Source organism: Rickettsia japonica YH, from assembly GCF_000283595.1.
GTDB lineage: Bacteria > Pseudomonadota > Alphaproteobacteria > Rickettsiales > Rickettsiaceae > Rickettsia > Rickettsia rickettsii.
Genome location: NC_016050.1, coordinates 938,681 through 959,142 on the forward strand (window position 1 = coordinate 938,681; position 20,462 = coordinate 959,142).

Here is a 20,462-nt window from a genome sequence, read left to right on the forward strand (position 1 = left end):
AAAGCAAAAGTTAAAATTATAATAATAAACAATTTTTTAACTTTTAAATAGATTAATAGCTTTTGGTTACATTGTATTTAAACAACTATCATTTTACTTTATTAGCTGCTTTAACTTCCACTTCCTCGTGCAATTTATACTTTGCTATTTTTTTTTGAAAATCTAGTAAAAATAACGGCAAAAGTAATAAATAATGCGGAAAAGAATTACAGTAGAATTCAGAAAGGTTCCGACAAGATAAATTTCAAGGCGAGCGAACTAGGCGTATATTAATATATGAGCAAAGGCGATAGTACAAAATTTGCTTGTATCAAGCTTTATGAATTATGCTGTATATGAAAGATTCTAAAAACTCGTATGAATCAGGAAATTTATTCAGTGTCATACCATGGCTTGTTGACCACGATATAGCATTATTACGCGGATCGATTCCGCCCATATCATCCTAGTTCGCTTGACCGCAGGTTCCAAAAACAATAAACCAAGTAATTTATAATGTTAATACGTAACTATGGCTAAAGCAAGATAAAACAGATATAAACTGTCATACCGGGACTTGTTCCCGGTATCCAGAAAACCTTAAAAAGTTTTGGATCCCGTGGTCAAGTCACGGGATGACAAATTAATAGCATACCATTTTTATTTAACCCTAGCTATATCAATCTCTTCTCGTTTTCTTCTTGTCAACGAATTAACGTAAACTTTATTAGACTTCTTCAGAAATAAGGATTTAGAGAGGAATTTGAAAGAGACACTTCACTTTGAACCGAAGCGTACATACTAGTATGTGAGGATGAGTGGTAAGGATCGACGTACAAATTACCTCTAGGAAGTAGAATTTCCGAAGAGGTCTATTGTATGACACTGAACGTGTTTCCTGATTTACACAATAAAAAACTATAACTATAAAGAACCTGGGAATTTAGAAAAAGTACTAAAAGATGCTCAAATTTAGTATTTTTGTACTGGATTATTTCGTCAATTACTTTGTAATTTTCTAGCAATGGCATTAAATTATTAACTAATATATACTTAGTTAGAAACGCCATTTCACAAAGATACTGTTTTTCTTGATAGGTTTAACTATTGTAACATTTAAAACTGAAAAACTTGAGTTTAAGCTTCATTCATTGTTTGATATTTTCGTTGAAATACTAAAAACTTTTGATTGGTGGGCGATGACGGACTCGAACCGCCGACACTCTCGGTGTAAACGAGATACTCTACCAGCTGAGCTAATCGCCCATATTTTTTATTAATTAGTAAAATAACATCATTTATAATTCATAAGAAGTATATAAATAATTTAGCAAAATTTTATTAGTTTTTGCTTTTAAATTACTATAGAGTGTTATTTACTTTCAAACTTTTTATTTGCCTTGATAATCTGCTGATTTTTCTTGAGGCGGTATTTAATTTAATTATATTTTTTTTCACACCTTGCATTATCTTAGACTGAGCAACAGATAAAGCTATGTTAGCATTTTCTTTATTACCAAGACTGATTTCATGTACAACTTTCTTTATAAAAGTTTTTATTGCACTAGATCGTTTTTTATTGATTAGAGTTCTTTTTACTGTTTGTCTAGCAGCTTTTTTTGCTGAAGAATGATTAGCCATTACCGAGTCCCTTATATTTTAATTTTTAATTTCTTCATTAGCATCTTGCTGTATATTTCCTTTAGCATTAATATCTCTATCTACAAATTCAATATATGCTATCGGTGCTAAATCACCATAACGGAATCCGGCTTTTATTATTCTAGTATAACCGCCAGGTCTATCTTTATATCTGGTACCTAAAATATTTATAAGCTTTGCTACTGCTGTTTTGTCTTTTATTTTTGATAAAACGCTTCTTCTTACCGTTAAATCAGCTTTTTTAGCTTTAGTAATTAGAGTTTCAATATAAGGTCTTAATTCCTTAGCTTTTGGTAAAGTAGTTTTAATTTGTTCATGGGTTACAAGTGCTACAACCATATTAGCGAGCATTGCTTGCCGATGACTACTTGTTACATTTAACTTTCTGCCTTTAATTTTATGTCGCATTTTTTAGTCCTTAATTATAAGAATCTTCATAACGTTTAGATAATTCCTGAATATTTTCCGGTGGCCAATCCGGTACATCCATACCGAATCTTAAATTAAATTTTGCCAATATTTCTTTAATCTCATTTAAAGATTTTCTACCGAAATTTGGAGTTCTCAGCATATCGGATTCCGTTCTTTTTACTAGATCCCCTATATATATTATATTATCATTTTTCAAACAATTTGCAGATCTAACCGATAATTCCAATTCATCAACTCTCTTAAGTAAATAAGGTGAAAATGGTAAAGCATCAGTTTTAACTTGCTTATCTTCTTCCTGTTCTTCAAAAGAAATAAATAATTGTAATTGCTCCTGTAAAATACGTGCAGCTAAACCTACAGCCATTTCAGGTAATACATCACCGTTAGTTTCTACAAACATAATTAATTTATCATAATCGGTAACCTGACCTACCCTAGTATTTTCTACCCTATAAGTAACACTCTTTACCGGATTAAATAAAGCATCTATAGCTATTTCACCAATAGGTAAATTATCCTCATAACTATTTGTGCTAAGTACATATCCTTTACCAACCTTGCAAGTTAATTCCATTTCAAGCTGCTTATCCTTAGCTAGATCACAAATTACATGATCCGGATTCAGTATTTCTACATCATGACCTGTTTCAATCATACCGGCCGTTACAACACAAGGTCCTGTTGCTTTTAATTTCATGATACGTTTTTCTGCAACATGCATTTTTACTTCAATACCTTTAATGTTTAAAATCACTTCCGATACATCTTCTTTTACACCGGGTATAGAAGAAAATTCATGTTCTATAGCAGGGATCTTTATAGAAGTGATAGCTGCTCCTTGTAAAGAAGAAAGTAATACTCTTCTCATAGCATTACCGAGTGTTAAACCAAAACCTCTTTCTAAAGGTTCAACTACAATTTTAGCTTTATTATTGGTTTCTGGAAAATTTTCATACGCGACTTTATTCGGCTTTATTAAAGTATTCCAATTTTTACTTAACGATAACATTTAATACCTATGATTCTCTTATACTCTTCTTCTTTTTGGCGGTCTTACTCCATTATGAGCAATTGACGATACATCTAAAATTGATGTAACCACAAAATTTTGTCCGAATAAAGCTCTCATTGCTGATTCACGCTGAGCCCCCGGTCCTCCAATCCTAATAGAAATAGTTTTTAGACCATATTCTTTTGCTTTTTCCGATGCTCTATCAATTGTTACTTGAGCTGCATAAGGTGTTGCTTTTCTTGCCCCTTTAAACCCATTACCTCCTGCCGATGCAGAAGAAATAGTATTACCTTGGATATCAGTAAATGTTACTATAGTATTATTAAATGATGCTCGGATATGCACAACACCAAGAGTGATAGTTTTTTTCTTTTTCTTAACTTTAACCGTCTGATTCATTATTTATACTCTATACTTAAACTATTATTTTACAGCTTTTTTCTTTCCGGCTATCGCAATAGCTTTACCTTTTCTAGTTCGAGCATTAGAATGCGTATTCTGTCCTCTCACCGGCAACTTACGTATATGTCTAAGTCCTTGATAACATCTTATATCTTTCTTTTTCTTAATATTAAGCGTAACTTCTCGTCTTAAATCACCCTCAACTTTATACTCACTTTCAATAATATTACGTAAGCTTATTAACTCTTGATCTGTCAGTTCTTTCACTTTTGTATCTTTCGATATTTTTGCTTTATTACAAATCTCTGCTGCCATAGTAGGCCCAAGACCGTAAATGTAAGTTAAACTCACAACTAAACGTTTATTATCAGGAATATTAACACTTGCAATTCTTGCCACAAATAATCTCCAAAATTTTACTGGTAACTAAAAAATAATATAAAAATCTTTGATAAAGTCAATTTATTTTTAGTATCTTCTGTATATCAATTTCTATTTCGTGTTCATTTTTACTTCCATTAACTATATAAAAATTACCACTATTTTTATAATAATCTATTAACGGATATGTTTCTGTTTTATATACTTCAATTCTTTTTTTTATTACTTCTTCATTATCGTCTTTTCTATAATCAAATGTACTTGAACCACAAACATCACATACATTATCAGTTTTAGGCTGCAAGAAGTAACTATTATATATTTTACCGCAATTTTTACAACTATATCTTCCTAAAATTCTTTTAATTAATAATTCATCTGAAACATCAAAATATATTATTTTAATTTTTTCTTTAATAAATGATTCAAAAAATTTTGCTTGCTCTAAATTACGCGGATATCCATCTAATATGTAGCCGTTTTTATATTCAGAGGATAATAAAAAATTTTTGATTACTTGATTCACTATTTCATTAGGGATAAGCTCCCCTTGCTTCACATAATTATTAATTAACTCTGCTTCACTAGTTGATGTTTTAATAATTGTTCTAAATATATCACCGATTGCTATATGTGGTAAATCAATTTTTTTAGCTATCTTTTTTCCTTGTGTGCCCTTTCCCGCTCCTGGAGGACCTAAAAAAATTACTATCACTATTTAAGCTCATTTTGAATTTTTTAATTTTACTTTCTTCATTAAACCTTCATACTTACTACTAAATAAGTAAGTTTGAATCTGAGTCATAGTATCAAGTACCACGTTCACTACAATTAAAAAACTCGTACCTCCTAAAGAAAGAGAGATTACATATTTATTCATTAATAGCTCCGGAATTACACATATTACACTTAAATATATCCCACCTATAACCGTAAGCCTTGTAAGTATATAATCAAAATAATCAGACGTATTTTTTCCTGGTCTTTTACCTGGAATATAAGCACCGTATTTTCTTAAATTATTAGCAGTTTCTTCAGAATTAAATACTATTGCAGTATAAAAAAAACTAAAAAACATAATTAATGCTACATATAATAAAATATATACAGGTTTTCCATGCCCTAAGTAATAAGTAAGCATGCCCATAGTTTCTGAATTACTATTAGAAAAATTAGCAAGCGTAGCAGGAAATAGTAAAATTGAACTAGCAAATATTGGGGGTATTACACCAGAAGTATTTAACTTGAGAGGCATATGGGTTGCTTCGCCTCCATAAATTTTATTTCCTACTTGTCTTTTAGGATACTGCACCAATAATTTTCTTTGGGCTTTTTCAAAAAATATAATTATAGCTATTAATACAACTACTCCAATACAAACAGCTATCGCTATTAAAGGCGATAATGCTCCTTTTCTTGATAATTCAAACACACTAATAATAGCACTAGGTACTCCCGAAATTATACCTATAAATATAATTAAAGACGTACCATTACCTATTCCGCGTTGTGTAATTTGTTCTCCTAACCACATTAATAGCATCGTGCCTACAACTAAAGTAATTACGGTTGTAACTCTAAAGAAAAAACCCGCTAAAATTACTACAGGACCGGTATTGGTTACAATCGACTCTAAACTTATAGCAACTCCATAAGCCTGAAAAGAAGCCAACAGAACCGTTAAATATCTCGATAGCTGATTTACTTTTCTTTTGCCGACTTCCCCTTCTTTTTTTAAATTTTCCAAAGGTTTATATGCAACTGACATTAATTGGATAATAATTGAGGCGGTAATATACGGCATAATTGCTAAAGCAAAAATGGACATTCTACCTAGCGATCCTCCGGATAGCATATTAAACATTCCGAGTATTCCGGATTGATTCTTTGCAGCCACACTACTTAAAGCAATTGAATCTATACCAGGTATAGGTATAAAAGACCCAAATCTACATACTATAAGAATGAGAATAGTAAAAACAATACGACTAACTAAATCATTACCGGATTTTTTAGAAAAATTCTGCCCCATATACTATAATAATTTTCCACCTACTTTCTCGATTAAATCCTTAGCTTTAGAAGAATAGGCATCTAATTTTAATGATAGAGGAGCAGCAAAATCATCACTACAAATAGATAATAATTTCACTAATTTCTTATTATTTTTATTATTCACTACTCTGGCTTCTACCAATTTTTCTTTCGTAATAGTATCATTAGCACTTAAACGCCCATCGGCTAATGCTTCTTCAATATTATAAATATTTATTATATTGTATTTTTTAGTTGAAATACAATTAAAACCTCTTTTAGGTAGTCTTTTGATCATAGGTGTTTGACCACCTTCAAACCCTTTTATTGCAACGCCGGATCTAGATTTTTGACCTTTAATTCCTCTACCACCGGTTTTTCCTTTACCACTACCAATACCGCGTGCTATTCTTTTCTTATTTTTTTTAGCACCTATATTATTATATAATTCATTTAATTTCATTTAAAAACTCTAATTACATATTTTCTATTTTTAACAAATGCTTTACTTTTTTAACCATCCCTTTGATTGAATTAGTATTTGCAAGAATAACGCTCTTATTAATTTTGTTTAAACCAAGCCCAACTAATATCAATCTTTGATCATACTTACGACCTATAGCACTTTGAACTTGAGTAATTTTTATATTATTGATCTTATTATTCATAACTTCACCTTACTTACGCAACATTATTCATTAACTTGAATGTCAGCAGATTTTACAGATATTTCATTTACTTTTTTATCTCTTCTCATAGCAATAGATTTTGGTGATGCAAGTTTATTTAATGCATCAAATGTTGCAGAAATCATTGCGTAAACATTCGTTGAACCTATTGATTTAGCAACAATATCATGAACGCCTAAAGAGTCAAAAATTGCTCTCATAGATCCTCCGGCTATAACGCCTGTACCTGCTTTAGCTCTTCTTAAAATCACTTTAGCAGCTCCACTTTTACCGACAACGTCATGGTGAATAGTCCTATTTTGATATAACGGCACTTTCATCATTCTCTTTTTAGCGGCTTGTTTTGCCTTGCCTCGAGCTTCATTTACTTCTTTAGCTTTTCCGTGTCCCGCTCCGACTCTGCCGGCTTTATCACCGACCACTACATAAGCAGAAAAAGCAAAGCTTCTACCGCCTTTTACTACTTTTGTAACTCTATTTACATCAACTAAAACTTCACTTAAAGCCTCGTCATTTTTTTTAACTTTAGACATTACTACAACCTTATAACCTAAAATTTTATTTTCTCTCTAGCTGCATCAGCTAGAGCTTTTACAACACCGTGATACTTATATCCGCCTCTATCAAACACTACGTCTTTTATCCCTGCAGAATCAGCTTTTTTTGCTATTTCTTCGCCCACTTTGATAGCATTTTCAATATTACAATGAGATTTTTTTAATTTTTTTATTTTCTCATCTAAAGTTGAAGCTGCAGCAATCGTTATAGACTTAGAATCATCAATAATTTGTGCATATATATGTCTACCTGACTTAAATATTGATAATCTAACTCTATTAGATGTTTTAGATATTTTATGTCTTATTCTACTTCTTCTTTTTTCAAATTTTAGCTTAGCACTACGCATATTTAACTCTTAAATTTAATTTTTCTTACCTTCTTTACGCGGTATAAATTGATTTTCAAATTTAATTCCTTTTCCTTTATAAGGCTCAGGTGGTCTCTGTTTTATAATAATTGAAGCAAATTGTCCTAATTTTTCTTTATCTGTTCCCTCAAGAATAATAATGTTTTGCTTAGGCATCTCTATTTTAATACCTGAAGGTATTTCAATTTTTGTATTATGGCTTTTAGCAAGCATTAAATTTAAATATTTACCTTTTACCATCGCCCTGTAACCGACTCCGTTAATTTCGAGTTTAAGCTTAAAACCTTCTTTAACGCCGGTAACCATATTTGATATTATGCTTCTTGCAGTACCCCACATAGCACGTGCATTTTTATTGGCGGCTAAAGGTTTTACTAAAAGCTTATTTTCTGCCAATGAAATTGCTATATTACCTTTAAAAGTTTTTGATAATTCGCCTTTAGGTCCGGATATTTTTACTTCTAAATCATTTAAATCAATTTTTACACCTTCAGGTATAGTAATTGGCAATTTTCCAACACGTGACATTTTTTTACCTTAAAATACTTTACAAATTACTTCGCCGCCGACATTTTTAATATGAGCTTCTCTATCAGACATAACACCGTAAGGAGTAGAAAGAATATATATACCCATATTATTATAATATCCTTTCAAATCTTTAATAGCAGAATATACTCTTTTTCCAGGCTTTGATACTCTATGAATTTCGCATATAGAAGCATCGCCATTAACAGAGTATTTTAAAGCTACCTCAGTATAACTAATATTATTTTTTTGAGTCGTTATATAATCTTTTATATAACCTTCTTTTTGCAAAACATCTAAAATTGAAGTTTTAATTTTAGAACTAGGGAAAGAAACATTTATCAATTTGCTTTTATAAGCATTTCTAATTCTAGTTAACATATCTGCTACATTATCCGTCATTGACATATGATTTACCTATCGACTTTTTACCAACTTGACTTAACTACACCGGGAACTAAGCCTCTGCCTATTAATTCTCTAAGCTTATTCCTCGATATACCAAACTTTCTTGTAACACCTCTTGGTCTACCTGTAAGCTCACATCTATTTCTTATTCTAGTAGATGATGAATTTCTAGGTAATTGTGCAAGTGACATTACCAAAGCAAAACGCTCTTCTAATGAAATATTTTTATCATAAATTTTACTTTTTAGTGCTAAACGTTTATTATGTAAACTTTGTGATTTTTTTTTCCTACTTTCGTTCTTTTTTATAGAACTTACTTTTGCCATTATATATATCCTAAAAATTAATTATAAAAAGGTAAATTAAACCCTGATAACAAAAATTTACTTTCTTGATCTGTTTTAGCAGATGTAACGATTGTAATATCCATACCTCTTATTGTATCGATTTTATCGTAATTAATTTCAGGAAAAACTATCTGCTCTTTTAATCCAAAAGTAAAATTCCCTTTACCATCAAAACTTTTATAAGAAAAACCGCGAAATTCCTTAACACGGGGTAATGCAACAATTACTAACCTCTCTAAAAAATCATACATTCTATCTTTACGTAATGTAACCTTGCAACCTATTTTCATATTTTCGCGTAACTTAAAAGTTGCAATAGATTTTCTTGCTAACGTTACAACCGGCTTCTGACCGGAAATCAAAGTAAGATCATTTACTGCATTATTAATTACTTTGGAATCGGCTGTTGCTTCCCCTACTCCCATATTTATAACAATTTTCTTAATTTGCGGTATTTCGTGTTTATTTTTATAAGAAAATTTTTTTTGTAAGTTTTCAATAATTTTTTGCTGATATAATTCTTTAAATCTTAACATTATTTACCTTCCTTACCAATAATTTCCCCTGATTTCTTTGCTACTCTAACCTTAGAACCGTCTTCTAAGAATTTAAAAGCTACCTTGGTAGGGTTACCGGCTTTTGGATCGATGTGTGCAATATTTGAGATATGTATAGGTAATTCTTTAGTTATTATCCCGCCTTCACTCATTTGATTAGATTTAGTATGCTTTTTTACTAAATTTACTCCAGAAACAATTACTTTACTGTCCTCCGGGAAAACTTTTAATATTTTACCTTTTTTTCCTTTGTGCTTTCCGGTAATAACAACAACTTCATCACCTTTTTTTACTTTTAATTTAATCATTTATAACACTTCCTCTGCAAGCGACATTATTCTAACATATTTTTTCGCTCTAAGTTCTCTTGTAACAGGACCAAAAACTCTAGTACCGATAGGTTCATCTTGTTTACTCAAAAGCACTAATGCGTTTTTATCAAATTTTATTGTACTACCGTCAGGTCTTACTACTCCAGTCTTTGTACGAACAATCACGCCTTTATAAACATCCCCCTTTTTAACCTTACCACCGGGTATAGCGTCTTTAACAGATACAACTATAACATCACCCAGCTTTGCCACCATATGGTGAGAGCCACCTAAAACTTTAATACACATAACTTTTTTAGCACCGGAATTATCTGCAACTTCCAAGATGCTCTGCATTTGAATCATAAACTACTTCCAATTTTTTATACACGAGAAATAAAATAAACAATCTACCTTATAAAGTCAAAGATTAAAAAACTTTATTCCCCATTTACCACTACCCATGTTTTGGTTTTTGAGATAGGCCGACTTTCAATTATACTAACTTTATCTCCTTCTTGATATTTATTTTCTGAATCATGAGCAGCATATTTTTTAGATACTTTCACAAATTTTTTATAAATAGGATGCTTAAACTTTCTTTCTACTTTTACTGTAACCGTCTTATCAGCTTTTGAACTTATAACCACGCCTTGTAACACTCTTTTCGGCATTTTAATATTCCTCACTATTAGCTCTTTTTGTTAATTCAGTTTTAATACGTGCTATAGACTTTTTGACTAACGAAAACCTACTAGTATTTTTTAAATCACCTAAAGCTTGTTGAAATCTTAAATTAAACAATTCTTTTTTTAAAAGATTAAGGTTTTTATAAAGCTCTTCTATTGTTTCAGTAGATAACTTACTTCTTAATAATTTTAAATCATTCATAACGTCTCACTATCCTTGTTCTAACAGGTAATTTTACACTTGCAAGCTCCAAAGCTCTAAGTGCAACATTTTCTTCTACCCCTTCAATTTCAAACATAATTCTTCCAGGCGAAACTCTAACTGCAAAAAATTCAGGAGAACCTTTACCTTTACCCATTCTTACTTCGGCAGGCTTTTTAGAAACGGGAACATCCGGAAAAATGCGAATCCATAATCTTCCTTGCCTTTTCATACATCTAGTAGCAGCTTTTCTTCCTGCTTCTATTTGTCTTGCAGTAACACGCCAACCATCTATAGATTTTAGACCAAATGATCCAAAAGCAAGTGTCGTACCTGCTTTTGCTTTTGAAGCAACCCTACCCTTATGAGCTTTTCTAAATTTTTGTTTTTTCGGAGCTAACATTTTAATACTTAAAATTAATTATATCTTTTATTTTCTGTATATTCACCTTTATAAATCCACACTTTAACCCCTATAACTCCATAAGTAGTTATAGCCTCAGCTGTTGAATAATCAATATCAGCTCTTAAAGTATGTAACGGCATTCTTCCTTCTATATACCATTCGGTTCTAGCAATTTCAGCACCTCCAAGTCGTCCTGAACAACTAACCCTGATACCTTGTCCACCTTGTTTAAATGAAGCCTGAATTGCTGTTTTCATGGCTTTTCTAAAAGAAACTCTTTTTTCAAGCTGTAGTGCTATAGTTTGAGCTACTATAGCAGCATCTATATTAAATTTTCTAACTTCGTGAATATTTATATAAACTTCTTTTAAAGAAGTCATTTTCTCGATAGCTTTTTTTAGCTTATCAATTTCACTACCGTTTCTACCGATAATGATATTTGGTTTTTTGGTATTAATATTAATTATAATACTTTTATTAGAAGGACGTTCAATTAAAACTCTGCTAATTTGAGCTTGATTAAACCCCTTATTTATTAAATCCCTAATTTTTAAATCTTGTATAAAAAGAGTTTTATAATGTTTTTCTGCATATAATACGGAATCCCAACCTTTAATTAAAGTCGGTCCAACTCTAAAACCATGTGCACAAACTTTCTGCCCCATTTTAATTATCCTCTTTTTCTGTAACAGTTATATAAAGATTACTAAAAAACTTATTTATTCTAGTTGCTCTTCCTTTTGCTCTTGGCATAACTCTTTTCATTACTAAAGCCTTACCTACAGTCGCTTTAGTAATAACCAATCTATCTATATCTAGACCTAAATTATTTTCAGCATTTGCAACAGCAGATTGTAAACAATTTTTTACAACTTTTGCAATTCTTTTAGGAGAAAAAGTTAATTGTACCAATGCTTCAGATACTTTCATATTTCTAATAAAGGCTGCAACTAAATTGAGCTTCCTTGAACTTACTCTAATAGATTTAGCTTGTGCCGTAGCAAAATTTTTATTTTCCTGTACCATATAAATCTTTATTTTCTTTTGACTTTTTTATCTGCTCCATGACCGTGAAATGTTCTAGTAGGAGCAAACTCACCTAATTTTCTTCCAACCATTTCTTCATTTACAGAAACCGGAATAAATTTACTTCCATTATGAACAGAAAAGGTAAACCCTACAAAAATAGGTAAAATCGTTGATCTTCTAGACCAAGTTTTAATCATTTCAGATTTACCTGATTCCATTAATTTTTGAACTTTCTTTATTAAATAACCGTCTACAAAAGGCCCTTTCCATATTGAACGTGCCATACTAATACCTAATTAATTTAAAATCTATTTTCTTTTCTTTACGATAAATTTTGAAGTACGTTTATTTTTACGTGTCTTCTTACCCTTTGTTGGGCATCCCCAAGGAGTAACAGGATGGCGACCTCCTGAAGTTTTACCTTCACCACCACCATGAGGGTGATCTACAGGATTCATTGCTACACCTCTAACATGCGGTCTCCAACCTAGCCATCTATTTCTACCTGCTTTGCCTAAATTAATATTTTTTTGATCCGGGTTAGATATACTACCTATAGTAGCTTTACAATCTAAAGGTACTAACCTAAATTCACCTGATCTTAATTTAATCTGAGCATATCCTGAATCTTTACCCACTAGATCTACTGAAGTACCTGCAGACCTTGCAATTTGACCGCCCTTACCAACTTTCATTTCAACATTATGTAAAGTAGTACCGATAGGAATGCATTTTAAAGGTAAACAATTCCCTATTTTTATATCAGCATCTTGACTTGATATTACTCTATCACCTACAGATAATTTTTGCGGTGCTAGAATATAAGAATATTCCCCATCTTCATATTTTATTAAAGCAATAAAAGCAGTTCTATTAGGGTCATACTCTATTCTTTCAACAATAGCAGAAATATCGATTTTATTTCTTTTAAAATCAATAATACGATATAATTTTTTGTGTCCTCCACCTCTGTGCCAAGAAGTAATTCTACCTTGATTATTTCGCCCACCGGTTTTAGATATACCTTTGGTTAAAGATTTTAAAGGTCTGCCTTTCCATAAACTAGTTTTATCAACTTGAACTAATTCTCTAAGAGAAGGAGTAATTGGATTAAAGTTTTTTAAAGCCATTTTATTTAATTCCTCCGGCAAAATCGATATTATGGTCCTTTTCTAATGTAACAATAGCTTTCTTTCTATTGATTTGAGTCCCTATAATGCCTTTAAATCTTTTCTTCTTACCTTTAACGTTTAAAATATTCACTTTTTTTACTTTTACTTTAAATATTTCTTCTATAGCCTTTTTAAGGGTAAGTTTTTCAGCAAATTTATCTACATAAAAGGCGTATTTATTTTGTTCCGAAAGGGTTGTAGTTTTTTCTGTAATAATAGGTTTTCTAATTAAATCGTAGTATTTATAAGAACTCATCTTAACCTCTCTTCTAAAACGCTCACTGCTTCTTGTGATAATAGGACATATTCATGTCGTATTATATCATAAACATTGGCTCCTATTTGTGGAACAATCACAGTATTATAAATATTTTTTGCAGCTAAAGAAAAATTAACATCTACTTCATTTCCGTCTATTACAAAGAAACTTTTCCCTTGAAATTTGTTTAATATATTTACAAGAGCAGAAGTTTTAGGCTTATCTAACTTTAAAGAATCTATTACTAATAATTTTCCTTCAGCACATTTCTCGGATAAAGCATGAATTAAACCAAGTTTTCGTACTTTTTTAGGTAATTTCGTTGCATGACTACGTACTCTAGGTCCATGAGCTACACCACCACCACGCATCTGTACCGATCTAAGGGAGCCTTGTCTTGCATTACCTGTACCTTTTTGCTTAAAAGGTTTTTTTGTGGTTCCTAATACTTCTGATACTGTTTTAGTTTTGTGGTTACCAGACATTGCCTTAGCTCTCTGCCAATCAATAACCTGCTTTATTATATCATCTCTGATAAATTCAACAGCAAATATATCTTCATTTAAGCTAATCTCACCAACTTCTTCATTAGCAAGACTTAATATTTTAGTTTTCATCTTTATTTAACCTTATACAGTCTTATATAAAACTTTTATATAAATAATATTGCATGGCGTTTTGTTAATTTGATAATCTTTAACCTCAACAAACATGTCTAAATATCTATTATACAGTTATTGAAATCTTTTTTATTGCATCTTTTACTGAAAGATACGAATTTTTGTGACCAGGTATACTACCCTGAATCATAATAAGCTTACGCTCTTTATCAACGGCAAATATTTTCAAATTTTGAATAGTAACTTGGTTACATCCCATATGACCAGCCATTTTTTTGCCTTTGAAAACCTTTCCTGGATCTTGTCTTTGTCCTGTAGAACCATGCGAACGATGGGATATCGAAACACCGTGAGAAGCTTCAAGACCTCTAAAATTATGTCTTTTCATACTACCGGCAAATCCTTTACCTATAGTAGTTGCCGTTATATCCACAAATTGTCCTGCCGTAAAATGGTCTACTTCTAGACTTGCTGCTATATCAATAAAATTCTCTTCAGAAATTCTAAATTCTTTTAATTTAGTTTTAGGAGATATTTTAGCATTAGCAAAAACTTGTCTCATAGGTTTGGTTACTCTAGATATTTTTTTATCTTTTATACCTATAACCAAAGCATTATATCCATGTTTTTCTAGGGTTTTATGTCCTACTACTTGACAATCATCAACTTTTACTAATGTTAAAGAAATTCTTTCGCCTTTATCATTAAAAACACTAGTCATCCCAATTTTTTGAGCAATTATACCGGTTCTCATTTATTCCCCACTCTCTAATTCAATCACTACATCAACACCTGCTGCTAAATCAACTTTACTTAAAGCATCGACAACCGCTGGATTCGGATCACCTATCACTAATAATCTTTTATGCTTTCTAATTTCAAATTGCTCTCTTGACTTCTTATGTACATGAGGAGACCTATTTACGGTAAATCTTCCAATTTTTTTAGGTAAAGGAATAGGACCATTAATGTTAGCAAACGTTCTTTTAACAGCACTAACTATCTCTTTTGTAGCTTGATCAAGACTACGGTGATCAAATGATTTTAAACGAATTTTGATTTTATTTTTCATTCAGTAAACCTAATATTTAAACAGCAAGATGTTTTTTTAGACATCTTGCCAAACTGTACTTCTAGAGGTAATTTGTACGTCGATCCGGCACTCGAATCCTCACGTCCGTTATATACGCTGCGGTTCTGCGTTCCGTACCTCCTTCAAATTCTTCTCTATAAGCCAGTTCGGGAAAATGTCTATTACCTCTTAAAATATAAATACCTATTATTTTTTAATAATAGGTATTTATAAAATCAATTAATTATTTATTTTAGTTACTACGCCGGCACCCACTGTTCTACCACCTTCACGTATAGAGAATTTCAACCCTTCCTGCATCGCAATCGGTTTAATTAATTCCACTGTAAAAGTAGCATTATCTCCAGGCATAACCATCTGCTTATCAGCAGGCAATTTTATTGTACCGGTAACATCTGTTGTTCTAAAATAGAACTGCGGACGATAGTCATTAGTAAATGGGGTATGACGTCCACCTTCTTCTTTACTCAGCACATATACTTCAGCTTCAAACTTATCATGCGGTTTTATGCTACCAGGTTTTGCGAGAACTTGTCCTCTTTCAACTTCTTCTCTTTTTGTACCGCGTAGTAATATACCGACATTATCTCCGGCTTGTCCTTCATCAAGTAATTTTCTGAACATTTCTACACCGGTACAGGTAGTTTTTTGCGTATCTTTTAGACCGACTATTTCAATTTCCTCACCTACCTTAATTATTCCTGACTCTACTCTACCAGTTACAACAGTACCTCGTCCTGAAATAGAGAATACATCTTCTATCGGCATTAAGAAAGGTTTATCCGTAGCTCTTACAGGCTGCGGTATATAGCTATCTACTGCATCCATTAGCTCATTAATAGCTTTTTCACCTTCAGGCTTTCCTTCTAAAGCTTGCAGTGCAGAACCTTTAATAATAGGTATTTCATCACCCGGGAAACCATATTTTGATAATAATTCCCTTACTTCCATCTCTACTAGTTCTAATAGATCAGGATCATCCACCATATCTATTTTATTTAAGAATACTACCATAGCAGGCACACCTACCTGTTTTGCTAGTAATATATGCTCTCTAGTTTGCGGCATAGGACCATCAGCAGCAGAAACTACTAATATTGCACCGTCCATCTGAGCGGCACCGGTTATCATGTTCTTTACATAGTCAGCGTGTCCCGGACAATCTACGTGTGCATAGTGTCTATTTTTAGTCTCATATTCTACGTGTGCAGTGGAAATAGTTATACCTCTTTCTTTTTCTTCAGGAGCAGCATCAATTTGATCATACGCTGTAGCTTGTGCTCCACCTGTCTTAGCAAGTACTATAGTTATTGCTGCCGTTAAGGAAGTTTTACCGTGATCTACGTGACCGATCGTACCTATATTAACGTGCGGTTTAGTTCGTTCAAATTTTGCTTTTGCCATATTATTACTCTCTACAATTTTTTAGGTTTAATACAAGTTATTTTTTTATAAGTGCATTTTTTTTGCTAAATTTATTTGTTACCACTATCTCTGGAGCGGGTGATGGGAATCGAACCCACACAGCCAGCTTGGAAGGCTGGAACTCTACCATTGAGCTACACCCGCATTGTGGCACTATTAATAAAATAATTGCAAAGTTATTTTGTTAACAGTGCTATATCAATTTTATTCAGATTTATAAATATACACAATTATGTTTTATTTTTAAATAAAATGATATGCTTCCCTGAACCATTTAAGTGGTGGAGGGAGAAGGATTCGAACCTTCGAACGCTTACGCGGGCAGATTTACAGTCTGCTGCCATTGACCACTCGGCCACCCCTCCTAAAGAACTTTACTGTATTAAATAGACTAATTCACTGTAAAATACAATATATAATTAGTATTAGGACTTAATAAAACTTCTTGCCGAATCATCAAATAAATAAATAGCAGCTTGCACATTTATTTAGTTGTAACTTTCTATAATAAATTGTAGTTTCTGTCAAGAACAAATTACTGACGGTTTTCAATAAGATGCAAAATAAAAAACTTGATTCTAAACATTGTTATTATATGTATGGGAAACATCCTGTATTTTCTGCTCTAAATAATCCAAAACGTCAAATTGACAATATTTTATGCACTAGGGAAATTTTTGATACAAACAAAAAATTAATAGGTACTAGATCTTATGAAATTGTTAATAACGATATTTTATCCAAATTACTGGAAAACCAAACACATCAAGGAATAGCTGCAAAAATTAGACCAATTTTTTCTTACAATTTAGAGGACATAGATATAACAAATCCAAAATGTAAAATTGCGATTCTTGATCAAATAACAGACACACAAAATATTGGAGCAATTATTCGTAGTGCCGCTGCTTTTGATATAAATGCTATAATATTACCTCAAGATAATTCTCCAAATGAAAGCGGTGGCATTGCTAAAGCGGCTTGCGGTACTTTAGAATTAATACCTATAATTAAAGTTACTAACTTACGCTCATGTATGAATTATCTTAAAAAACACGGCTTTTGGATTATAGGTCTCACAGGTTCTGCAAATGACTACTTTACCGATAAATTAATTTCCGATAAAATAGTATTGGTATTTGGCTCAGAAGATAAAGGCATACGAAGATTAGTTGCAGAAACATGTGATTATTTAGCCAAAATCCCTATTTCTCAGAGAGTAGAAAGTCTTAATGTATCAAATGCCGCTTCTATAATTTTTCATTCATTACATAAATAATATTTTTAATAAATCAAATATTGTTTTTTATTTACTTCGATATAAATATTTAGTCTACTAAAATTAAAGTCATAAACTTTTATTATATCAATTAATTTGAGAGAAAAGTCATGAAAAGGGGACCAAATGAACAAATTATCGAGAGTTTTGAAAAACAATTAGACATATTTATAAATGCACTTACAGAAAAAGAGATAACAACAGCTATATTAAACAATTTTTTTGATAAAGTGATCAATAACCTCAAGAATGAAAGATTAATTAATGATACTATATTTGATATATATCAAGGTAAAGCAGTAATTACTAAACCTATATATTCCGATTATATAGCATCTTCCGAACCTAAATATAACGAACATTGGCAAAAATTTTATAGTTTTAATCGTAATCTTATGATAGAAAGCACATTAATATTTATTGCTAAGAATCTAAAAAAAGCTTCTTTAACAGACAAATTATATTATAGCTTTGCTAAATTAGCCCAGCAATTAGACTTAAATGCAGTAAGTGATCATTTTATGAAAAAAATAGATAATTATATAACATTTAACAATTTATGAAAAATTACAGAACCGAAAGTGATTCTTTTGGAGAAATTCAAATAGAAGAAAAATTTTATTGGGGTGCTCAAACTCAAAGATCTTTAGAAAATTTTAAAATAGGCAAGCAAAAAATGCCTGAAATTTTAATTCGTGCTCTTGCTATTTTAAAAAAATGTGCAGCACAGGTTAATCATGAGTTTGGTGATTTAGAAGCTAAAATCGCTATAAGTATAGATAAAGCCACGGATAGAATCTTAGAAGGCGAATTTGAGGATAATTTTCCTTTAGTAGTTTGGCAAACAGGTTCAGGAACGCAAACAAACATGAATATGAACGAGGTTATTGCCTCTATTGCCAACGAAGAATTAACAGGCAAGAAAGGCGGCAAATCTCCGGTACATCCTAACGATCATGTTAATAAAGGACAATCATCCAACGACTCTTTTCCAACCGCTATGCATATAGCAACCGTACTTGCAACTAAACAGCAACTGATACCAGCTTTGAATAATATACTTACCTCTTTGCAGGATAAGTCAAAAGATTGGGACAAAATCATAAAAATAGGACGTACCCACTTGCAGGATGCAACTCCTTTAACTCTTAAACAGGAATTCTCCGGATATATTACACAAATAGAGTATGCTTTAGAACGCATAGAAAATGCACTACAAAAAGTTTATCTACTGGCCCAAGGAGGCACGGCAGTCGGTACAGGTATTAACTCAAAAATAGGCTTTGATATAAAATTTGCCGAGAAAGTGGCAGAGTTTACTAAACAACCCTTTAAGACGGCTCCTAATAAATTTGAAAGTCTAGCTGCTCACGACGCACTAGTAGAATTTTCAGGAACTCTTAATACTACAGCAGTTAGCTTAATGAAAATAGCAAATGATATAAGACTGCTCGGCTCCGGTCCAAGATGCGGTCTTGGTGAGCTACATTTACCTGAAAATGAACCTGGTTCTTCTATTATGCCCGGTAAAGTAAACCCTACACAAGTCGAAGCTTTAACAATGGTGTGCAGTCAGGTGATGGGAAATCATGTTACGGTTACTATTGCCGGCTCAAACGGACATCTTGAACTTAACGTATTTAAACCCGTAATAATATACAATATCCTACAATCTATAGAGCTGTTATCCGATAGCGTAAATAGCTTTGTTACTCACTGTGTTAAAGGATTAGAACCCAATATAGCACGCATTAATGATTTACGTGATAAATCTCTAATGCTTATTACAGCTCTTAATCCGCATATAGGCTATGATAATGCCGCAAAAATTGCTAAAGAAGCACATAAGCATGGGATCACTTTAAAAGAAGCAGCTAAAAAACTCAATCTTCTATCGGAAGCAGAATTTGATCAGATATTAGTACCTGAAAAAATGGTTGGTCAATCTTAGGTTTTATATAAAGATATTTAAACTATTAATATCACTGTATAACTGTATAAAATCTTATAAATAGGATAATATTAAATTAGTCTATTTATTATATTACCTATGTGAAACAAAATTTATCTAATCAAATTAACCTACTCGAAGCAAAAACTCATTTTTCTGATCTAATACAGCGTGTACAAGACGGAGAGCAAATTACCATTTGTAAGCATAATACGCCGATTGCAAAAATTATAACTCAAAAATCTAAAATGGATAATATAGTAGAGCAAATAAGAGAATTCCGCAAAGGCAAAACATTAGCTCCTTATACTATTAAAGAGCTTAGAGATGAAGGTAGAAAATGGTAAATTCTCAACCGTTTATAGCCGATTGCTCCATAACTGTCTCATGATTCTTTTATGATGAACGTGATAAATATTCAGATTTTACATTAGCTTATTGTTATAAGTTTAGAGTGATAGTACCGCCTCTTTGGAGACTTGAAGTAACTAATGTAATATTAATAGCAGAAAACGTGCTAGAATAAAATCAGTAGAGGTTATTAAAATTATAGATTTTTTAAACTCTCTCCCCCTTAATATATCAAATTTAAATTTTTCCATACATGAAATTAAACTGCAAGAGCCAACAATCTTACTGCATATGATACAACTTATTTATTAACTGA

General features: G+C 31.7%; 33 protein-coding genes, 3 tRNA genes and 2 pseudogenes. 5 read left to right on the forward strand and 33 right to left on the reverse strand.

From position 1 onward, the window contains the following. Positions 1–1,169: 1,169 nt before the first annotated feature. From RJP_RS05095 to RJP_RS05250, 33 genes and pseudogenes are all read right to left on the reverse strand, one after another. Positions 1,170–1,245, reverse strand: a tRNA-Val gene (locus tag RJP_RS05095). A 96-nt stretch (positions 1,246–1,341) separates the two neighbouring features. After that, the gene (rpsT, locus tag RJP_RS05100; protein WP_004997845.1) at positions 1,342–1,620 is read right to left on the reverse strand and encodes a 30S ribosomal protein S20; all 279 of its coding nucleotides are present in this window, start codon (positions 1,618–1,620) and stop codon (positions 1,342–1,344) included. Positions 1,621–1,638: 18 nt separating this feature from the next. Beyond that, positions 1,639–2,049: a 50S ribosomal protein L17 gene (gene rplQ / locus RJP_RS05105; RefSeq protein ID WP_014120986.1), complete on the reverse strand. Its 411-nt coding sequence runs from the start codon at positions 2,047–2,049 to the stop codon at positions 1,639–1,641. 10 nt (positions 2,050–2,059) lie between these two features. Then, positions 2,060–3,082 (reverse strand): DNA-directed RNA polymerase subunit alpha, encoded by a 1,023-nt coding sequence (locus RJP_RS05110; protein ID WP_014014619.1) that lies wholly within the window; start codon positions 3,080–3,082, stop codon positions 2,060–2,062. Positions 3,083–3,100: 18 nt separating this feature from the next. Beyond that, positions 3,101–3,484 (reverse strand): 30S ribosomal protein S11, encoded by a 384-nt coding sequence (gene rpsK, locus RJP_RS05115; RefSeq protein WP_008580920.1) that lies wholly within the window; start codon positions 3,482–3,484, stop codon positions 3,101–3,103. A 24-nt stretch (positions 3,485–3,508) separates the two neighbouring features. Then, positions 3,509–3,886 (reverse strand): 30S ribosomal protein S13, encoded by a 378-nt coding sequence (gene rpsM / locus RJP_RS05120; protein ID WP_014120987.1) that lies wholly within the window; start codon positions 3,884–3,886, stop codon positions 3,509–3,511. 58 nt (positions 3,887–3,944) lie between these two features. Then, positions 3,945–4,583: an adenylate kinase gene (locus tag RJP_RS05125; protein ID WP_014120988.1), complete on the reverse strand. Its 639-nt coding sequence runs from the start codon at positions 4,581–4,583 to the stop codon at positions 3,945–3,947. Between the two features lie 9 nt (positions 4,584–4,592). Then, on the reverse strand, positions 4,593–5,900 hold the full coding sequence (secY, locus tag RJP_RS05130; RefSeq protein WP_014120989.1) for a preprotein translocase subunit SecY: 1,308 nt from the start codon (positions 5,898–5,900) through the stop codon (positions 4,593–4,595). Positions 5,901–5,903: 3 nt separating this feature from the next. Then, positions 5,904–6,365, reverse strand: a complete 462-nt coding sequence (gene rplO / locus RJP_RS05135) for a 50S ribosomal protein L15 (protein WP_014014623.1) — start codon at positions 6,363–6,365, stop codon at positions 5,904–5,906. A gap of 13 nt (positions 6,366–6,378) precedes the next feature. Next, the gene (rpmD, locus tag RJP_RS05140) at positions 6,379–6,570 is read right to left on the reverse strand and encodes a 50S ribosomal protein L30 (RefSeq protein ID WP_014014624.1); all 192 of its coding nucleotides are present in this window, start codon (positions 6,568–6,570) and stop codon (positions 6,379–6,381) included. Between the two features lie 23 nt (positions 6,571–6,593). Then, positions 6,594–7,124 carry a 30S ribosomal protein S5 gene (gene rpsE / locus RJP_RS05145; RefSeq protein WP_014120990.1) on the reverse strand — a complete coding sequence of 177 codons (531 nt, stop codon included), beginning with the start codon at positions 7,122–7,124 and terminating at the stop codon, positions 6,594–6,596. A 17-nt stretch (positions 7,125–7,141) separates the two neighbouring features. Continuing rightward, positions 7,142–7,498 (reverse strand): 50S ribosomal protein L18, encoded by a 357-nt coding sequence (gene rplR / locus RJP_RS05150; RefSeq protein WP_004997824.1) that lies wholly within the window; start codon positions 7,496–7,498, stop codon positions 7,142–7,144. 15 nt (positions 7,499–7,513) lie between these two features. Continuing rightward, the gene (gene rplF / locus RJP_RS05155; protein ID WP_014014627.1) at positions 7,514–8,047 is read right to left on the reverse strand and encodes a 50S ribosomal protein L6; all 534 of its coding nucleotides are present in this window, start codon (positions 8,045–8,047) and stop codon (positions 7,514–7,516) included. 9 nt (positions 8,048–8,056) lie between these two features. Next, on the reverse strand, positions 8,057–8,455 hold the full coding sequence (rpsH, locus tag RJP_RS05160) for a 30S ribosomal protein S8 (RefSeq protein ID WP_010977581.1): 399 nt from the start codon (positions 8,453–8,455) through the stop codon (positions 8,057–8,059). Between the two features lie 20 nt (positions 8,456–8,475). Beyond that, positions 8,476–8,781 (reverse strand): 30S ribosomal protein S14, encoded by a 306-nt coding sequence (gene rpsN, locus RJP_RS05165; RefSeq protein WP_014014628.1) that lies wholly within the window; start codon positions 8,779–8,781, stop codon positions 8,476–8,478. Positions 8,782–8,798: 17 nt separating this feature from the next. Further along, complete coding sequence (gene rplE, locus RJP_RS05170) at positions 8,799–9,338, reverse strand: 50S ribosomal protein L5 (protein WP_010977582.1); 540 nt, start codon at positions 9,336–9,338, stop codon at positions 8,799–8,801. After that, positions 9,338–9,667, reverse strand: coding sequence for a 50S ribosomal protein L24 (rplX, locus tag RJP_RS05175; RefSeq protein ID WP_014120991.1), 330 nt, complete (start codon positions 9,665–9,667; stop codon positions 9,338–9,340). The genes rplE and rplX overlap by 1 nt, the downstream gene beginning before the upstream one ends. Continuing rightward, positions 9,668–10,036, reverse strand: coding sequence for a 50S ribosomal protein L14 (gene rplN, locus RJP_RS05180; protein ID WP_014120992.1), 369 nt, complete (start codon positions 10,034–10,036; stop codon positions 9,668–9,670). A 74-nt stretch (positions 10,037–10,110) separates the two neighbouring features. Next, positions 10,111–10,344 carry a 30S ribosomal protein S17 gene (rpsQ, locus tag RJP_RS05185; protein WP_004997812.1) on the reverse strand — a complete coding sequence of 78 codons (234 nt, stop codon included), beginning with the start codon at positions 10,342–10,344 and terminating at the stop codon, positions 10,111–10,113. 1 nt (position 10,345) lies between these two features. Further along, positions 10,346–10,561: a 50S ribosomal protein L29 gene (rpmC, locus tag RJP_RS05190; protein WP_004997809.1), complete on the reverse strand. Its 216-nt coding sequence runs from the start codon at positions 10,559–10,561 to the stop codon at positions 10,346–10,348. Further along, the gene (gene rplP, locus RJP_RS05195) at positions 10,554–10,964 is read right to left on the reverse strand and encodes a 50S ribosomal protein L16 (RefSeq protein ID WP_014014631.1); all 411 of its coding nucleotides are present in this window, start codon (positions 10,962–10,964) and stop codon (positions 10,554–10,556) included. The genes rpmC and rplP overlap by 8 nt, the downstream gene beginning before the upstream one ends. Before the next feature lie 14 nt (positions 10,965–10,978). Further along, positions 10,979–11,632 (reverse strand): 30S ribosomal protein S3, encoded by a 654-nt coding sequence (gene rpsC, locus RJP_RS05200; protein WP_014120993.1) that lies wholly within the window; start codon positions 11,630–11,632, stop codon positions 10,979–10,981. Between the two features lies 1 nt (position 11,633). Further along, a complete protein-coding gene (gene rplV / locus RJP_RS05205) occupies positions 11,634–11,993 on the reverse strand; it encodes a 50S ribosomal protein L22 (RefSeq protein ID WP_014120994.1) in 360 nt (119 codons plus the stop codon). An 8-nt stretch (positions 11,994–12,001) separates the two neighbouring features. Next, entirely contained in the window at positions 12,002–12,280 is a 279-nt protein-coding gene (gene rpsS, locus RJP_RS05210) for a 30S ribosomal protein S19 (RefSeq protein ID WP_014120995.1), read from the reverse strand. A 24-nt stretch (positions 12,281–12,304) separates the two neighbouring features. After that, positions 12,305–13,126 carry a 50S ribosomal protein L2 gene (rplB, locus tag RJP_RS05215; protein WP_014120996.1) on the reverse strand — a complete coding sequence of 274 codons (822 nt, stop codon included), beginning with the start codon at positions 13,124–13,126 and terminating at the stop codon, positions 12,305–12,307. 1 nt (position 13,127) lies between these two features. Beyond that, a complete protein-coding gene (gene rplW, locus RJP_RS05220) occupies positions 13,128–13,424 on the reverse strand; it encodes a 50S ribosomal protein L23 (protein ID WP_014120997.1) in 297 nt (98 codons plus the stop codon). Beyond that, positions 13,421–14,044 (reverse strand): 50S ribosomal protein L4, encoded by a 624-nt coding sequence (rplD, locus tag RJP_RS05225; RefSeq protein WP_014014636.1) that lies wholly within the window; start codon positions 14,042–14,044, stop codon positions 13,421–13,423. The genes rplW and rplD overlap by 4 nt, the downstream gene beginning before the upstream one ends. A 109-nt stretch (positions 14,045–14,153) precedes the next feature. Then, complete coding sequence (gene rplC, locus RJP_RS05230) at positions 14,154–14,801, reverse strand: 50S ribosomal protein L3 (RefSeq protein ID WP_014014637.1); 648 nt, start codon at positions 14,799–14,801, stop codon at positions 14,154–14,156. Further along, complete coding sequence (gene rpsJ, locus RJP_RS05235; protein ID WP_010977588.1) at positions 14,802–15,119, reverse strand: 30S ribosomal protein S10; 318 nt, start codon at positions 15,117–15,119, stop codon at positions 14,802–14,804. It abuts the gene before it with no gap. A 17-nt stretch (positions 15,120–15,136) separates the two neighbouring features. Next, positions 15,137–15,315: pseudogene (locus RJP_RS08175) on the reverse strand (palindromic element RPE1 domain-containing protein); the annotation flags it as partial. A 44-nt stretch (positions 15,316–15,359) separates the two neighbouring features. Then, positions 15,360–16,544, reverse strand: a complete 1,185-nt coding sequence (gene tuf / locus RJP_RS05240; RefSeq protein ID WP_004997779.1) for an elongation factor Tu — start codon at positions 16,542–16,544, stop codon at positions 15,360–15,362. Between the two features lie 91 nt (positions 16,545–16,635). Beyond that, a tRNA-Gly gene (locus RJP_RS05245) sits at positions 16,636–16,709 on the reverse strand. Between the two features lie 135 nt (positions 16,710–16,844). Continuing rightward, positions 16,845–16,930: transfer RNA gene (locus RJP_RS05250), tRNA-Tyr, on the reverse strand. 191 nt (positions 16,931–17,121) lie between these two features. Between RJP_RS05250 and rlmB the strand changes: the two genes are divergently transcribed. The 5 genes and pseudogenes from rlmB (at position 17,122) to RJP_RS10695 (ending at position 20,458) form a co-directional block, all read left to right on the forward strand. Continuing rightward, positions 17,122–17,844 (forward strand): 23S rRNA (guanosine(2251)-2'-O)-methyltransferase RlmB, encoded by a 723-nt coding sequence (gene rlmB, locus RJP_RS05255; RefSeq protein ID WP_014120998.1) that lies wholly within the window; start codon positions 17,122–17,124, stop codon positions 17,842–17,844. Between the two features lie 110 nt (positions 17,845–17,954). Beyond that, the gene (locus tag RJP_RS05260; protein ID WP_014014640.1) at positions 17,955–18,407 is read left to right on the forward strand and encodes a hypothetical protein; all 453 of its coding nucleotides are present in this window, start codon (positions 17,955–17,957) and stop codon (positions 18,405–18,407) included. Then, the gene (gene fumC, locus RJP_RS05265) at positions 18,404–19,795 is read left to right on the forward strand and encodes a class II fumarate hydratase (RefSeq protein WP_014120999.1); all 1,392 of its coding nucleotides are present in this window, start codon (positions 18,404–18,406) and stop codon (positions 19,793–19,795) included. Before RJP_RS05260 ends, fumC begins: the two co-directional genes overlap by 4 nt. Before the next feature lie 101 nt (positions 19,796–19,896). Then, positions 19,897–20,142, forward strand: coding sequence for a type II toxin-antitoxin system Phd/YefM family antitoxin (locus RJP_RS05270; protein WP_014121000.1), 246 nt, complete (start codon positions 19,897–19,899; stop codon positions 20,140–20,142). Continuing rightward, positions 20,136–20,458: pseudogene (locus RJP_RS10695) on the forward strand (type II toxin-antitoxin system VapC family toxin). Before RJP_RS05270 ends, RJP_RS10695 begins: the two are co-directional and overlap by 7 nt. Positions 20,459–20,462: the final 4 nt, after the last annotated feature.

Bases quoted from the DNA above. Each gene is read 5' to 3' on its own strand.
- rpsT (WP_004997845.1), bottom strand. From the start codon at position 1,620: ATGGCTAATCATTCTTCAGCAAAAAAAGCTGCTAGACAAACAGTAAAA.
- rplQ (WP_014120986.1), bottom strand. From the start codon at position 2,049: ATGCGACATAAAATTAAAGGCAGAAAGTTAAATGTAACAAGTAGTCAT.
- RJP_RS05110 (WP_014014619.1), bottom strand. From the start codon at position 3,082: ATGTTATCGTTAAGTAAAAATTGGAATACTTTAATAAAGCCGAATAAA.
- rpsK (WP_008580920.1), bottom strand. From the start codon at position 3,484: ATGAATCAGACGGTTAAAGTTAAGAAAAAGAAAAAAACTATCACTCTT.
- secY (WP_014120989.1), bottom strand. From the start codon at position 5,900: ATGGGGCAGAATTTTTCTAAAAAATCCGGTAATGATTTAGTTAGTCGT.
- rplO (WP_014014623.1), bottom strand. From the start codon at position 6,365: ATGAAATTAAATGAATTATATAATAATATAGGTGCTAAAAAAAATAAG.
- rpmD (WP_014014624.1), bottom strand. From the start codon at position 6,570: ATGAATAATAAGATCAATAATATAAAAATTACTCAAGTTCAAAGTGCT.
- rpsE (WP_014120990.1), bottom strand. From the start codon at position 7,124: ATGTCTAAAGTTAAAAAAAATGACGAGGCTTTAAGTGAAGTTTTAGTT.
- rplR (WP_004997824.1), bottom strand. From the start codon at position 7,498: ATGCGTAGTGCTAAGCTAAAATTTGAAAAAAGAAGAAGTAGAATAAGA.
- rplF (WP_014014627.1), bottom strand. From the start codon at position 8,047: ATGTCACGTGTTGGAAAATTGCCAATTACTATACCTGAAGGTGTAAAA.
- rpsH (WP_010977581.1), bottom strand. From the start codon at position 8,455: ATGTCAATGACGGATAATGTAGCAGATATGTTAACTAGAATTAGAAAT.
- rpsN (WP_014014628.1), bottom strand. From the start codon at position 8,781: ATGGCAAAAGTAAGTTCTATAAAAAAGAACGAAAGTAGGAAAAAAAAA.
- rplE (WP_010977582.1), bottom strand. From the start codon at position 9,338: ATGTTAAGATTTAAAGAATTATATCAGCAAAAAATTATTGAAAACTTA.
- rplX (WP_014120991.1), bottom strand. From the start codon at position 9,667: ATGATTAAATTAAAAGTAAAAAAAGGTGATGAAGTTGTTGTTATTACC.
- rplN (WP_014120992.1), bottom strand. From the start codon at position 10,036: ATGATTCAAATGCAGAGCATCTTGGAAGTTGCAGATAATTCCGGTGCT.
- rpsQ (WP_004997812.1), bottom strand. From the start codon at position 10,344: ATGCCGAAAAGAGTGTTACAAGGCGTGGTTATAAGTTCAAAAGCTGAT.
- rpmC (WP_004997809.1), bottom strand. From the start codon at position 10,561: ATGAATGATTTAAAATTATTAAGAAGTAAGTTATCTACTGAAACAATA.
- rplP (WP_014014631.1), bottom strand. From the start codon at position 10,964: ATGTTAGCTCCGAAAAAACAAAAATTTAGAAAAGCTCATAAGGGTAGG.
- rpsC (WP_014120993.1), bottom strand. From the start codon at position 11,632: ATGGGGCAGAAAGTTTGTGCACATGGTTTTAGAGTTGGACCGACTTTA.
- rplV (WP_014120994.1), bottom strand. From the start codon at position 11,993: ATGGTACAGGAAAATAAAAATTTTGCTACGGCACAAGCTAAATCTATT.
- rpsS (WP_014120995.1), bottom strand. From the start codon at position 12,280: ATGGCACGTTCAATATGGAAAGGGCCTTTTGTAGACGGTTATTTAATA.
- rplB (WP_014120996.1), bottom strand. From the start codon at position 13,126: ATGGCTTTAAAAAACTTTAATCCAATTACTCCTTCTCTTAGAGAATTA.
- rplW (WP_014120997.1), bottom strand. From the start codon at position 13,424: ATGAGTTCTTATAAATACTACGATTTAATTAGAAAACCTATTATTACA.
- rplD (WP_014014636.1), bottom strand. From the start codon at position 14,044: ATGAAAACTAAAATATTAAGTCTTGCTAATGAAGAAGTTGGTGAGATT.
- rplC (WP_014014637.1), bottom strand. From the start codon at position 14,801: ATGAGAACCGGTATAATTGCTCAAAAAATTGGGATGACTAGTGTTTTT.
- rpsJ (WP_010977588.1), bottom strand. From the start codon at position 15,119: ATGAAAAATAAAATCAAAATTCGTTTAAAATCATTTGATCACCGTAGT.
- tuf (WP_004997779.1), bottom strand. From the start codon at position 16,544: ATGGCAAAAGCAAAATTTGAACGAACTAAACCGCACGTTAATATAGGT.
- rlmB (WP_014120998.1), top strand. From the start codon at position 17,122: ATGCAAAATAAAAAACTTGATTCTAAACATTGTTATTATATGTATGGG.
- RJP_RS05260 (WP_014014640.1), top strand. From the start codon at position 17,955: ATGAAAAGGGGACCAAATGAACAAATTATCGAGAGTTTTGAAAAACAA.
- fumC (WP_014120999.1), top strand. From the start codon at position 18,404: ATGAAAAATTACAGAACCGAAAGTGATTCTTTTGGAGAAATTCAAATA.